This window comes from Noviherbaspirillum sp., from assembly GCF_035254685.1.
Lineage (GTDB): Bacteria > Pseudomonadota > Gammaproteobacteria > Burkholderiales > Burkholderiaceae_D > Noviherbaspirillum.
In genome coordinates this window covers 169,000-182,676 of record NZ_DATFAI010000010.1, presented here as the reverse complement: position 1 = coordinate 182,676, position 13,677 = coordinate 169,000, and the positions used below count along the sequence as shown (strand labels likewise).

The following is a 13,677-nucleotide window of genomic DNA, read 5'->3' as shown; positions in this document are numbered from 1 at the left end:
TCAGGGGTTATATCCGTTCGCATGCAGCACCAGCACTGATGGCGGGTCAGATCCGCCGTCGCCTGTGCCGACCTGCGTGGCCGGCTCTTCAAGCAGGCTGCGCAGGCGCATGAGATCGATCGGCTTGGTGAGATGATGATCAAAACCAGCTGCGAACGCGAGGTTTTTGTCCTTTTCCTGGCCCCATCCTGTCACCGCCACGAGCACCGTGCCACTCCCTTGCGGCATGCTGCGGATACGCTGTGCGACCTCATTGCCGCTCATGCCGGGCATGCCGATGTCGAGCAGGACAACCTCCGGTGCGAAGTCGGCAAAGGTGGACAGCGCACTTTCACCATCATAGGCAATGCGGACCTCGTGGCCTTGCAGGCGCAGCAGCTCGGACAGGGTTTCCGCGGCATCGCGATTATCGTCCGCGACCAGAACGCGCTTTCCCTGCATGGGCGGAGGGGGCGCCGCCCCGTCCGCTTCGTGCTCCGGCGCGGCGGAGGCACGCACGGGCAGGCGCACAGTGAAGCTGCTGCCCTGTCCCGGCCCCGCGCTGCTGGCCGTGATGCTGCCACCGTGCAGCTCGACCAGTCCCTTGGCCAGGGCAAGCCCGATACCGAGGCCTCCGCTGGAACGGTCCTGTGTGGAACGCACCTGGGTGAACATGCGGAAGATGTCGTCCAGCGCTTCCGGCCGGATGCCGATGCCGTTATCGATAACGCTGATCACGAGTTCGTCAGGGCCGGCTTCGGCATGCAGGCGGATCGTGCCGCCGGGATCGGTGTATTTGGCTGCGTTGGTGAGCAGGTTGGCCAGCACCTGCGCGACACGTAACTGGTCGGCCTCGAAATACACCGGATCAGGCGGCAGATCGAGACGCAGCAGATGCTGCCGGGCGTCGATGATCGGACGCGCCGTTTCCACGGCCGACTCGACCACGGAAGACAATTCCGTACGCGCCATGCGCAGGTGCAGCATGCCGCGGGTGATGCGCGAAACATCGAGCAGGTCGTCGAGCAGGAGGGACATGTGCCGCACCTGGCGGTCGATCACGCCATGGCTCCAGCGTTTCTGAGCTTCGGTTGCCTTGGTGGAGTTGGAGATGAGCGCCGCCTGGCGGATCGGCGCAAGCGGGTTGCGCAGTTCGTGCGCCAGCGTCGCGAGGAACTCATCCTTGCGGCGGTCCGCTTCCCGCAGCGCCTGTTCGCTCAGCTTGCGCTCGGTGATATCCGCGAACCAGGTCGCCACCGAGCCTTGCAGGGGCGACGCGACGATATGGTACCAGCCCTCGATGCCGTTGGATTGCGCATGGTATTCGAATTCACGCGTCTCGCCGGCTTCGGCAACGGCGACGAAATTCATGAACAGTTCGGAATCATCCCAGGTGCCGGGCAAGGTATCCCTCATCCGCTGCCCGATCAAAGCCTCGACCGGCCGGCGCACCACGCGCGCAGCGGCGTGGTTGACGTAGGCCCATTGGAAATCAACGATACCGCCCTGCCTGTCCCGCAACGGCGTCAGTACATTGAAAGGCACGGCGGAAGACTCGAGCACCACGCGGAAACGCTGGTCGCTCGCCTGCGCAATGGCTTGCGCGCGGGCTCTTTCGGTGAATACGGAGGCCTTGCCCGCGCAAATGTCGGCCATCCGCATTTCGCGCTCGGTGGGCCGGCGCGGCGTGGGCAGGTGCACCGAGATGACGCCCATCACGACGCCGCTGGCGGTGATCAGCGGTGTGCTGTGCACGGCGCGGAAACCTTCTTCCCGCGCCAGTTGCCGCCATGCTGCAAAGCATGGTTCTGTCTCCGTGTCTTCCACGACCACGCGACGCCGCTGTCCGCACGCCAGGCCGCAGGCCCCCTGGTTGATTTCCACCGTCGCCAGCAGTTGCATGGCATGCTCGCTGAGCCCGATGCTGGCGCGGGCAACGAGGCAGTTGCGCTCAGGATCGTAGAGGGAAAGCAAGCCCTGCCTGCAGCCATGGAACTCGGTGATCGCTTCGAGTATCACCTGGAACTGGCTTTGCAGGTCATTCAGCTCCAGGACGCGCCCGGCAAGCACATGCAGGCGCTGCAGGTCCGCCACCTGCTGTTTGAGTTCGCTCTGCGTGCGTTCGAGCAAGGCCACCATGCGCTTGCGCTCGCTGATGTCGAGCGATGCGCCCCGCAGGCGCAGGGCGCGCCCGGAGGCATCCTTTTCAATGTGGGTCTTCGTGAGTAGCCAGCGCGTCTGGCCGTCCGGCAAAGTGACGCTGTGCTCGCGCGCAAAGTTGTCGGCTTTCGCCGCCAGTGCCTCCTTCAGCGCGCGGCGCGCTTCCGCCAGCTCTTCTTCGCGGAACAGCGCATTCCATTCAGCCAGGGGCAGATACCGCGCCTCGCTGCCGACGGGCGGCGGATGCCCGAGCAGTCTCTGCAAGGTGGCGGATGCAAACATGGTGCGCCGTACCAGGTCGACCTCGAACAGTCCCACGCCGGCGTTCTCCTGCGCGAGCGCGAGCAACTGTTCCGCTTCGACGGCGCGGTGCGTCACCGGGCGGAATTTTCCGCCAAGGAAAGACAGCAACAGGCCGGCAACCATGTAAGCGCCCAGCAGCGCGCGATCGGGCGCACTGCCGATCCTGAGATGCCCGATCGGGTCGAGCAGCAGCGCGCCATTGATCAAGCCAATGACCAGTACCGCGAATGCCGGCCCGCGCCCGACGGTCATTGCGGTGATTAGCAATGCCGGCAGGAAGATCAGGAAGGGGCTGCGCGCCCCGATCCACGGCTGCAGGCCCCAATGCAGCGCAGCAGCAACAAGGCCCAGGAGCACGGCGACCGTATAGCGCGCGATGGCGGGCCGCTCCGGAAATGAAAATACCATCAGTAACTCGTGTCGAGGTATCAAAAATCAGCCTGGTCAGACCGGGTTCATGTAGCCGGATTGCCATCCGCATTACACTGTATTGCATTGTGGCCGCGCGGGCTGCGCGATGATGCAATCCATCGATTTCACGCCCCGGTCATCGGTGTGCGCCAATCGAATTTTTCAGTTTATCGATGAGCCTAACCGGCGCCGCGACGACGCCCTTTGCGCTTGCATCAATATCCTTCGAAAAACCCGTAATCGGTCACGCCGGCTTGGCAACCATCAGGTAAAACACGATCACGAACGCAATGAATGCCGGAATCCCGAGCACGACCCAGATCCAGAAATATCGCCAGTAGGAAAACGCCAGCGGCGCCTTGCGCTCGACTGCTTCCCGCGCGAGCTTGCGCATGCGCATCTGCAGCCATACGACGGGAAGCCAGCATGCCACGGCGATGCCATACAAGCCGAGCGACCACGCAATCCATTGGGTGCGCATGGACAGCCCGCCCAGCTGCACCATGTAGAAGCCGGTCAGCGGCTGGATCACAATGGTGGTGGTCGTGAATATCCAGTCCGCCAGTACCACCAGGCGCGTGACGACTGCAATGGCGCGCACATCGCGACTGATGCTGGCGAACAGCAGATAGAATGCCGAACCGACGCCGGTGCCGAACAGAAAGGTGGAGGCAAGGATATGCAACCACTTCACGGTGGTGTAATCCATCAGCGCGCCTCCAGTTCCAGCAGGAGAAAGATGGCGGCGAGCATCGGAATATTTTTCAGCAAGGGGCCATACGGATGCAGCCAGAATTCCGGCAGGCGCCAGCTGATGATGAGGCTGTAGAACACGATCACTGCGATCTGCGCCAGCCACAGCAGACGACGTCGTCGCAGCGCGATCGTGGCAATGCCGAAGGCAAGATCGAGCGCAGCAGCGCCGTAGAGCATGACAGGCGCCAGCGCCCCTGTGATGCCAACGCGCGCCAGCAAGGCATAGCTGTCGGCAACCGGATAGAGGCCGAAGGACACGATGCCGGTGACGATCCATACCAGCGCGATCGACAGTCGCAGCAGCGGCAACAGCCAGTTGAGTTGCGCCTGAAAACGCTCTGCCCGCGCGTGACGTTGCGCGATGAAGCGGTCCGGTGCGCGCGGAGCGCGGCCCAGCAAGGCCGTGATCTGCTGCGGGCTGGCCGTGTTGCCGCGTTCGAGCATCTGCAAAGTCTCCTCATCCAGCAGGCTGCCCGGCAGGCGGGATGCGACGGATGCACCGGCGCGCATCAGTCTTGTTGGAATCGGCAGGAAGTGCGGAGGAGGCAATCCCATCGCGCGGCGCAATGCGGCAAGGAAGCTTCGCAGCGTCGTCGGCTCCGGACCGGTGAGGGCGACGCGTGTACCGCTCGGCGGCGGTTGTTCCAGCAGCGCAAGGATGGCCGCGACGACATCATCGATATGCACCGGCTGTATGCGTTGATCGCCGTTGCCGGGCAGGCCGATCAGCGGCAGGATCGCAAGCGTGTTGAACAGGCGCGCGCTGGTGCCGCCGGGGCCATACACCAGCGACGGTTGCACGATCGCGGAATGCACCGGCAGGCGACATAGAAAATCGTCGGCAATTTTCTTGCTCAGATGATAGCGGCTGCGCGCATGTTCATCAGCACCCAATGCGGAGATCTGCACCACCAGTCTCACCTTGCTTGCGGCGCAGGCGGCAAACAGCGCGGCGGGCGCGCGTTCATGGATCGCCTCGAAGGTCTGTGCGCCCCGCTCGCGGATGATGCCCACGGCGTTGATCGCGACATCGACGTCGCGCACGCGCGGCAACCAGTCTTCGATGTCGAAGTCGCGCGTGAAGTCGGCTGCGATGGTGCGCACAGGCGGGTGGCTTGTCGTCCGGGGATGGCGCGAGACGCAGATCACCTTGTGCTGCGACGCGACAAGCGCGCGCGCGAGGTAACGCCCGATGAACCCGCTCGCTCCGGTCAGCAGCACGACCAATTTGGCGTCCTTTTTCTGCGGGAACCCTGTCCCGGCTTTATGCGTCACATGGATGAACCTGTTGGGGTTCCAACGCAACTGTCTGCAACATGATGCTGTTGTCGTGTTTCCTTCCGTCAGTTGCGCCATACCGATCGAGCGGCCATTCCTGCATCGAAGGGAAGATCCGTTCTCATACGATACGACCGGCAAGCGGGACGCGTAGTTCAGTTGCGGCCATGTCGCCGGGTTGCACGGAGATAGCATGAAGAGCTGGCGGGAAGCAATTCGCGATGGTGCCGTGTCGGGCAGCGTCGCAAGCCTCATATCGACAATTACCTTGGGCCGCTGCGGCCGAAGAGAGAGCGGTGCGCCCTATGCGCCGACCAATGCGATCAGCCACTGGATATGGGGCGACCATGCCGCCGACCATGACGAGCCGAGCGCACGTTACACCGGCATCGGCTATCTCATCCACCATGCTTCATCCACCTGGTGGGCGGTGTTCTACGAGAAATGGTTCGGCAGGGTTGCCGAGCGTGGTGAAGCCGGCCAAGCGCTGGCTGGCGGCACCGCGGTTGCCGCGCTCGCCTGTTTCGTCGATTACAGGCTCACGCCGCACCGCCTGCAGCCTGGATTCGAAAAGCGCCTGTCGACGTCCTCGATGTTCCTGGTCTACGCCTCGTTCGGCTTCGGTCTGGCGCTGCGCGGACTGGCTGCATCGCGCCTCGCATCGAACAGGCCGCATCCGGTCGCCGGTTGGACGAGGTGAAATGCGGCGGCACACAGCCGCAAATAGTTCATGTTAGAACGACTCCCAGGCACGCATGTGCGGCCCGCCACAAATCCCTTGCATGTTTCCCGTATGTTTCCCCTATGTTTCCGTTAGGCAAGCAGTACAATGGATCGGAAGAAATAAACCATGAAGCGGCATGCTGAACAATACCGGCAAACGAATCGGCATCATTCTTGTCGCGTTGGCAACCATTGCCTTTTCGACATATTTTTCCTCGTCGATCAGTCGACAGGAGAGCATTGCCGACCTCAGTCGCGAAGCGGCCTATCATCTCGACCTTTTGCGCGCGAGCCTGTTTGCGCCGACCGACAAGTTCAGCTACCTGCCTGAAGTCGTCGCCAATCATTCGATAATTCTCGATGCAGTGAAGCATGCGGACGATCCGGCGTATCTCGAGCGCGCCAACCAGTTCCTCGAGCAGACCAACAGCACCGCGAAGTCGGCCGTGATCTATGTGCTGGACAGAAGCGGCCTGGTCATTGCCGCCAGCAACTGGCAGGAGCCGGACAGTTTCGTCGGACAGAATTACGCCTTCCGTCCTTATTTCCAGGACGGCATCGCGAACCGGCGTGGAAGGTTTTACGGAATGGGCACCACCAGCCTGCGCCCCGGATACTACCTCTCGTATCCGGTGTCCGTGGCGAAAAAGGTGATTGGCGTTGCGGTGGTGAAGATCGACATGAGCGATCTCGACGAAGGATGGGGCGGCAGTCGCAATGAAGTTACGGTGGCCGACGGAAACGGCGTCATTTTCCTCAGCTCGCGGCCGGAATGGAAATACCGGCCGATGCAGAAGCTGACGCCGGAAGCCACGAAACAGCTGCAGAGCACGCGCCAGTACGACAAGGTGCTGATGCCCTCGCTCCCGATGGCGCTGTTGCAGCGACTGCAGGGCGGCGAGCGGATCGTGGAGGTCGGACGGGGCGATACCAACGACAACGTGCCGCGCACACGCTATCTGCTGAAGTCGGGCACGCTGCCCGGCTCTGACTGGACGATCCACGTGTTCGCGCCCATGGCGCAAGTCGATATGATCGCCAGGCGCGTGGCGCTCATTACCGCCGGTGCGCTCGCGCTGCTTGCGCTTGCCCTGCTCTACCTGCATCAAATGCTCGACCGGGCGCGGGAACGCGAAAAGTCGCGCAAGGCTCTCGAGGAAGCGCACCAGGCACTGGAGCGCAAGCACCTGGAGTTGCAGGATCTGAGCGAAGAACTGCGCATTGCCTCGATCACCGATCCGCTCACCGGCGCCTATAACCGCCGCTTCTTTTTCGAAACGATCCCCAAGCTGGTAAGCGCCTCGACCCGGCACGGATTCCCCTTGTCGTTCATCGCCATCGACATCGATCACTTCAAGCGCATCAATGACATGTACGGGCATCCCGTCGGCGACCTGGTGCTGCAGGCACTGACGGGCATCTGCAAGGACTCCCTGCGCGAGGCGGATGTATTCGCGCGTTTTGGCGGCGAGGAATTCATGATGGCGCTGCCCAATACCAGCACGGAAGAAGCGCGCCTCGTCGCCGACCGCCTGCGCCTGCTCGTCATGAATCATCCGGCGGAAATCCGCGGCGATGCCCTGGTCATCCGCATCAGTTGCGGCGTCTCCCAGTGCCGCTCGGGAGAGGACAGTGCCGCAGCGGCCCTCAAGCGCGCCGACGACGCGCTCTATATCGCAAAGGCCAATGGACGCAACCAGGTGGTGGTGCAATGATCTTGTGCCGGTGAAGCCGGACACTGCCGGAATGTGAAAAAGAAAACGCCCCGCGAGCTGCGACGCGAGGCGTTGTTTCCCGGCTTGCGAGAGGGTTGCACCAGGTTGACGAACTGTCTGCGACTCAGTGGGCGGTTGCGAGCTGTTCGTGCTCGCCCCGCGCCGCGGCCTTGCCGCTCGCCACTGCGCAATAAGCCGATGCTTCCTGCTCCTTCCCGGCCACGACGGCACAGTACGCCGCACTTTCCCCTTGGGCAGATACCGCGCAGTATGCAGCTGACGTATCCGGTTTGCCGGCTACCGCCGCGCAATAGGCGGGCTTGCCCGCGGCAACTGCACAGTAGGCGGCAGGCTCGGCCTTTGCTCCGGCGCTTGCTGCGCAATAGGCCGCTGCTCCGACTTTCGTGTCCACAGCAACGGCGCAATAGGCGGCTTGACCTGCCTTCTTGTCCGCTGCGACGGCACAGTAAGCAGCCTTGTCTGCGGCAACTGCACAATAGGCAGCCTTGTCTGCGGCGATCGCGCAATACGCGGCTTTCTCCGTCCCGGCTGCGCCGAACTCTGCCTCGTACAGACGGCGTGCGGTGACGACTGCGTCCGCCTGGCGCGCCGCATCTTCTTCGCCGCGCAAGCCGAAATAGGGATAGTGATGGAGGAAATAGCCGAACACCTTTTCGCAATCGGCGGCGTATTTCATCGTATCGAGAATGTGGGCGTGCCAGAACTTGTCGACACTCGCGCTGGGCACGATCGTTTCTTCCGGATATTTCACCACGAGGGCCAGGAAGCGCTTGTATTCGCGCTCGAAGTGGTCGGCCTGCTCGCTTGACCAGCCGTACCCTTCTTCTTCGCTCATCAGCTTGAATTTGATCGGTTCGAGATCGAGCGCAAAAATCGCTGCAATCGTTTTTTCCACTGTCCTGGTGTCGATATTCTTGTTCATTGGTGTCGCCCTTCCGGTAACGATTGATGAAGATGTTGCGCCGACGAAAACTTGCCGTCGTTCATCGACGTGCGGCTTACTCTAGCACAGTGAAATATTTTCAAACATGCAACTTCATTGACGCAAGTCAAATGCCGTATGCGCGTGCTTTTGTCTGCGTCATCATGCTGGTAAAGGAGAAATGGCGTGTTACACCTTTTCGGCTCGCCAGCAAAGGCCGGAAAATCCCCGGCGGAAAGGAAAAGCTATACACTTCCGGTTAAACCGGATACTGAAAGAAATGTAACTTGCCGGAGCCTTCGCCCAGGCTCCCCGAAATTCCAGCACCTTCCTTGAGCAACAAGACCAACCGATCACCGATGCGCATTTCCAAACGATTTTTCAAATCCCTTTTCTCGTCCACTGTCTGGTGGGCAGGCATGGCGATTTCGTTTGCGCTTTCTGTGCTCACCACCAGGGCAATCGAGGACAAGAACGAAACGCACTTTGCCTACCAGGCCAATAACGCACAGCTCGCCATCCAGGCCCGTATTCAGTCCTACATCGATATGCTGCACAGCGTGCGGGCACTGTTTTATACGAGTGATCGGATCACCCGCGAGCAATTTCATGACTATGTGCAGAAGCTGAACCTGGAGCAAAGCTTCCCGGGCATCAAGAGCCTGAACTTTGCGCCGCGCGTATTGCCGCACGAAAAGAAGGCATTCGAAGCTGCGGTGCGCAAGGACACCAGCATCGATCCGCACGGCTACCCGGATTTCGCGATCAAGCCGGCCGGCGACCGCAGCGAGTACCACGTGCTCACCTATCTCGAGCCCATGGAAACCAACAAGGTCGTGCTCGGCACGGACATGTGGGCGCTGCCGCCGGCAGCCAAGGCCATCGCCGCGTCGCGCGACACCGGCAAGCTCGGCTCCTCCGGCAAGCTGATAGAAATCAATGGTCCCGATCCGCATGTCGGCATCGCGATGCGCCTGCCGCTCTACCGGCGCGGAAAGCCGCTCGATACGGTAGAGCAAAGACGTGCCGCCTACTACGGTTCAGTGGGCGCAGGTTTCGATGTCAGCATGCTCATGCTCGGCGCGGTCGACCGGAGCACCTTGAACTACGTCCGGGTGCGGCTCTTTGACGTCGGCAGGCATGACGAACCGCTCGCATCCGGAACGATCAGTCCAGAGAACCTGCTGTTCGACAGCGCTGCGCCGGTCGGTCATCGCCATGTCCAGCCGTCCTCGCTCGCGGGCGAAATGTTCGTCAAGCGCGTCACCATGACAGTCGGCCCGCGCGTATGGGAAGCGGAGTTCTCGGCCAGCAAGTTGCAGATGGTGGACAGTCTCGACGCCTACCTGCCGTGGATAGTGCTGACCAGCGGCATGCTCAGCACCGTGCTGCTGTACTCCATTTACTACTCGATGATGACAGCGCGCCGGCGCGCAGTGGAACTGGCGCAGGAAATGACCAAGGACCTGCGTACCAGCGAAGCCAGCCTGGCGGAAGCGCAGCACATGGCGCGCCTCGGGAGCTGGGTGCTGGAACCGGGCAGCGGGAAAATGAAATGGTCTGCCGAGACCTATCGCATCTTCGGCGTGGATCGCTTGCTGGACGAGCCGCACTTTGAATTTTTCCTGCACCACATCCATTCGGAAGACCGCCAGAAAGTACGCGCCGGGCTGGATCATTCGATCATGACTGGCGAGGAATTCACCCTGGAGCATCGCATCACCCTGGCTGACGGCTCGATGCGCTGGGTGCAGACGATTTCACGCCTCGGCCATGATGATCGCAGCATGCTGCTGCGCGGCACCATCATGGACATCTCCGAACGCAAGCTCACGGTCGAAGCCCTCAAGCGTTCGCAGGATCTGCTGCGCGAGCTGACCGCCTACCAGGACCGCGTGAAGGAAGATGAGCGCAAGCGCATCGCACGCGAAATCCATGACGAGCTCGGACAGACCCTGCTTGCCCTGCGTATCGATGTCTCCATGCTCGACGCGCGCACCGCGCATTCGCATCCGCACCTGAACGAGAAGGTGCGCGGGGCGCTCAACCATATCGACGCGACCGTCAAGACCATCCGCACCATCATCAACAACCTGCGCCCGGCCGTGCTCGACCTCGGCCTGACCGCCGCCATCGAATGGCAGGTCGCGGAATTCCGGCGCCGCAGCGGCATCGCATGCGACCTGCTCATCGGCGACAAGGAATTCATTGTCGACGACGCCCGCGCCACTTCCCTGTTCCGCATTCTGCAGGAGTCGCTGACCAACGTGATCCGCCATGCCAACGCGACGCATGTGACGATCGAGCTGTACCAGGAAAACGACCGGCTCGTCATGACCGTGACCGATAACGGCGTGGGCATCTACCCGGATCGCCGCAAGGCATCACAATCATTCGGACTGGTTGGCGTGGAAGAGCGCATCCACGCGCTCAACGGCGAGTTCCGCATCAACAGCGCGCCCGGCAAGGGCACGACGCTGACGGTTTACCTTCCGATCGAAACGGAAAAAGAACTGCCTTCTCCGGCGACGCTGGTCAGCTCGGACTGAGTAAGGCACCTGCGGCGCGCGGGAGCGGCCTTCAGATGTATTTTCAGCTTGGGTCTTGACGTATCGCGGCTATGATTGAGGCGTCATTATGGATGTCCACGGAAAACACGGAAACCACGGAAAACATAACAATGTTGGTGCTTTCCGTGTTTTCCGTGTCTTCCGTGGACAAGAAATTCTTGACTCAACTTATGTCGCATCCTTGCGTAACAGGTCAACACGCATCGGCACCTTGAACACGGCGCCCTCGGGTGTCATGTGCTGCTCGAATTTTGTGCGCACTTCTTCATACAATTCGGGCGACAGCACATGGCTGGTGTGCGTCACCTTCAGTACGGCGCGATCGAACTGGGCGAAGTCCTGGTAGCGCACTGTGGCGTTGAAAAACACTTCTCGTACAAGGTTCAGCTGTCCCGAATCCACCGACCGCTTGATGGCTTCGAAAGCTGCCTGGCGCACCGCTTCCTCGTTGTGGAACAGGCGCAGGATGTCGTTGTACTCGCCAGCGAAGATCGGCTCCGACAGATAAGCCAGTCCGCCGGGCTTGAGCACGCGGCGAATTTCCTGCAACGCAAGGTCCATCTTCTCCACGGGCACGTGGTGCAGCGACTTGAACATCATGACGATGTCGAAGCTCGCATCCTCGGCCGGGATTTCCTCGGCGCCGCCGAGCGCGAAACGGACGTTGGGAAGGTCGGTGATACGCAGGTTCTTTTCATGCTGGATCTGGTCTACCTCCAGCGCGAGGATGGAACTTGCCTTGCCGCCCTGCGCGATCTGGCGCGTCTTGTCCGCCTTGCCGCAGCCGAGTTCGAGCACGCACGCGCCCTGCGGCACCGTCTCGTTGACCAGTTGCATTTCATCGAGTGCGAGCTCGATACGATCCGGAGCCAGTTGCATCTTTTCCTCTCATTATCAAATGGAAATGGCACGCAGGACCTGCGTGCCATGTGCGCCACGTCCAACGTTATTCCAGCTTTATATCACTTGTAGCCCAACGCCGCCGACTCCTTGTTGACGGCCTGGATCAGGTCCTTGCCGATGCGGCCTTCCATTTCCTTCTGTACCGGCAGCAGCGCCTTGCGCCAGTCCGCCTTTTCCTTTTCCGACAAGGTGTAGACCGTGGTCTTGCCGGACTTCTTGATGGCTTCCAGCGCCGCGTCGTTGTCGAGTTGGGAAATCGAGTTGGCATACTTGGTCGCACCGCGCATCGCCTCCTCCAGCTGGCCGCGGATGTCCGGCGGCAAGCCGTCCCAGAACTTCTTGTTCACGATCACGGCGTAGCCGATGTAGCCATGGTCCGACACCGTAAGGTGCTTTTGCACTTCATGCATCTTCTGGGTGTAGACGTTGGACGGCGTGTTCTCGCCACCATCGACCACGCCGGTCTGCATCGCCTGGTAGACCTCCGAGAAAGCAAGCATCTGCGGATTCGCGCCGAGCGTGCGCATCTGGGCGTCGAGCACCTTCGAGGACTGGATGCGCATCTTCAGTCCCTTGAAATCGGCGGGCGTACGCATCGGGCGATTAGCGGTCATCACCTTGAAGCCGTTATCCCAGTATGCCAGGCCGGTGATGCCCTTCGGTTCCAGCTTCTTGAACAGCTGCTTGCCGATCGGGCCTTCGGTTACGCGATACAGCACCGCCTTGCTCGGGAAGATGTACGGCAAGTCGAACACCTCGAATTCCTTCGCGCCCAGCGGGCCGAATTTCGAAACAGAGGGAGCCAGCATCTGCACCGCGCCGAGCTGCAGCGCCTCCATCTCTTCCTTGTCCTTGTACAACGTACTGTTCGGATACACCTCGACCTTGACGCGGCCGTTGGTCAGCTTCTCGGCGAGTTCCTTGAAGCGCTCCGCGCCCTTGCCCTTCGGCGTGTCGTTGGCCACGACGTGGCTGAACTTGATCACGATCGGCGCCTGCGCCATGGCACTGCCGGCCAACGCGAATGCGGCCAGGGCAACCAGTGTGAAACGTGTTTTCTGCATGTCTGTCTCCTTCGTTATTGAAATAAATGCCGCCATAAGGACGGTTCCTAATTCCCTGCTTTCTCTGCTCGCTCTGCTTCACTCATGATTTCTTCTGCTTTCCGTATCACCGGGAGATCAACCATCTTTCCATCCAGTGCGACTGCAGCGCCCTGCGCTGCTTCCGCTGCCTGCAGCACGCGACGTGCCCACGCGATGTCTTCGTCGCCCGGCATGAAGTAGCGGTTCACCGGCTCCACCTGTTTTGGATGAATGCACAGCTTGCCGCCGAAACCGAGCCGGCGCGCGCGCTGCGTATCGGCGCGCAACTGCTCCGGATCATCGATCGCGGTCGTGACACCGTCCACCGGCGACTGGATCCCGGCCACGCGCGACACCAGCACCAGTTGCGAACGCACATACAGCAGTTCATCCACGTCGCCATCGAAGCCGGCATCAAGCTGGAAATCGATCGAACCGAACATCAGGCGCTGCACGCCGGACGTCGTTGCCAGCGCATGCGCGTTCCACACGCCTTGCGCGGTTTCGATCAGCGGCAGCACCAGCGTCGCGCCCGCTGCCTTGATGCGGGCCACATCGGCCGGGCTTTCCGCCTTGGGAAGAACGATGCCTGCAACGCCGGGCAGTCCGCATAAGGCGAGGTCATCGGTGAACCATTCGCTGCCCGCGCCGTTGACGCGCACGAAGACCGGATGGTCGGGCGACACCCAGCCCGCAGCCGCCGCGCGCGCAGCCTGCTTGGCGGCGGGCGGAACCGCGTCTTCCAGGTCGATGATCACCGCATGCGCACCGGCAGCGCATGCCTTGGCGAAACGTTCCGGACGATCGCCGGGAACGAACAGATAAGTGCGCGCAACGGTATTTTTCATGCG

11 protein-coding genes are annotated in these 13,677 nt (G+C 61.4%); 3 read left to right on the top strand and 8 right to left on the bottom strand.

Annotation, left to right across the window (positions count from 1 at the left end):
- The 3 genes from VJ698_RS02945 to VJ698_RS02935 form a co-directional block, all read right to left on the bottom strand.
- Complete coding sequence (locus VJ698_RS02945; RefSeq protein ID WP_324101167.1) at positions 1-2,850, bottom strand: ATP-binding protein; 2,850 nt, start codon at positions 2,848-2,850, stop codon at positions 1-3.
- A 247-nt stretch (positions 2,851-3,097) separates the two neighbouring features.
- Positions 3,098-3,562, bottom strand: a complete 465-nt coding sequence (locus tag VJ698_RS02940; RefSeq protein WP_324101166.1) for a DUF2269 domain-containing protein — start codon at positions 3,560-3,562, stop codon at positions 3,098-3,100.
- Positions 3,562-4,884, bottom strand: coding sequence for an SDR family oxidoreductase (locus VJ698_RS02935; protein WP_324101165.1), 1,323 nt, complete (start codon positions 4,882-4,884; stop codon positions 3,562-3,564). The genes VJ698_RS02940 and VJ698_RS02935 overlap by 1 nt, the downstream gene beginning before the upstream one ends.
- A 196-nt stretch (positions 4,885-5,080) precedes the next feature.
- Between VJ698_RS02935 and VJ698_RS02930 the strand changes: the two genes are divergently transcribed.
- Both VJ698_RS02930 and VJ698_RS02925 read left to right on the top strand, forming a co-directional pair.
- Positions 5,081-5,587 (top strand): hypothetical protein, encoded by a 507-nt coding sequence (locus VJ698_RS02930; RefSeq protein ID WP_324101164.1) that lies wholly within the window; start codon positions 5,081-5,083, stop codon positions 5,585-5,587.
- A 160-nt stretch (positions 5,588-5,747) separates the two neighbouring features.
- On the top strand, positions 5,748-7,325 hold the full coding sequence (locus VJ698_RS02925) for a diguanylate cyclase (protein ID WP_324101163.1): 1,578 nt from the start codon (positions 5,748-5,750) through the stop codon (positions 7,323-7,325).
- A gap of 124 nt (positions 7,326-7,449) precedes the next feature.
- Here the strand turns inward: VJ698_RS02925 and VJ698_RS02920 are convergent, their stop codons facing one another.
- Positions 7,450-8,268, bottom strand: a complete 819-nt coding sequence (locus tag VJ698_RS02920; protein ID WP_324101162.1) for a hypothetical protein — start codon at positions 8,266-8,268, stop codon at positions 7,450-7,452.
- 259 nt (positions 8,269-8,527) lie between these two features.
- Positions 8,528-8,689, bottom strand: a complete 162-nt coding sequence (locus VJ698_RS02915) for a hypothetical protein (RefSeq protein WP_324101161.1) — start codon at positions 8,687-8,689, stop codon at positions 8,528-8,530.
- Between VJ698_RS02915 and VJ698_RS02910 the strand changes: the two genes are divergently transcribed.
- Positions 8,688-10,817 (top strand): CHASE domain-containing protein, encoded by a 2,130-nt coding sequence (locus VJ698_RS02910; RefSeq protein ID WP_324101160.1) that lies wholly within the window; start codon positions 8,688-8,690, stop codon positions 10,815-10,817. The genes VJ698_RS02915 and VJ698_RS02910 overlap by 2 nt on opposite strands.
- A 189-nt stretch (positions 10,818-11,006) precedes the next feature.
- On the opposite strand, the gene VJ698_RS02905 is transcribed toward VJ698_RS02910, so the two are convergent.
- From VJ698_RS02905 to VJ698_RS02895, 3 genes are all read right to left on the bottom strand, one after another.
- Entirely contained in the window at positions 11,007-11,717 is a 711-nt protein-coding gene (locus tag VJ698_RS02905) for a class I SAM-dependent methyltransferase (RefSeq protein WP_324101159.1), read from the bottom strand.
- 83 nt (positions 11,718-11,800) lie between these two features.
- Positions 11,801-12,805 carry a TRAP transporter substrate-binding protein gene (locus VJ698_RS02900; RefSeq protein WP_324101158.1) on the bottom strand — a complete coding sequence of 335 codons (1,005 nt, stop codon included), beginning with the start codon at positions 12,803-12,805 and terminating at the stop codon, positions 11,801-11,803.
- Positions 12,806-12,852: 47 nt separating this feature from the next.
- Entirely contained in the window at positions 12,853-13,674 is an 822-nt protein-coding gene (locus tag VJ698_RS02895; RefSeq protein WP_324101157.1) for a CoA ester lyase, read from the bottom strand.
- Between the last annotated feature and the right edge of the window lie 3 nt (positions 13,675-13,677).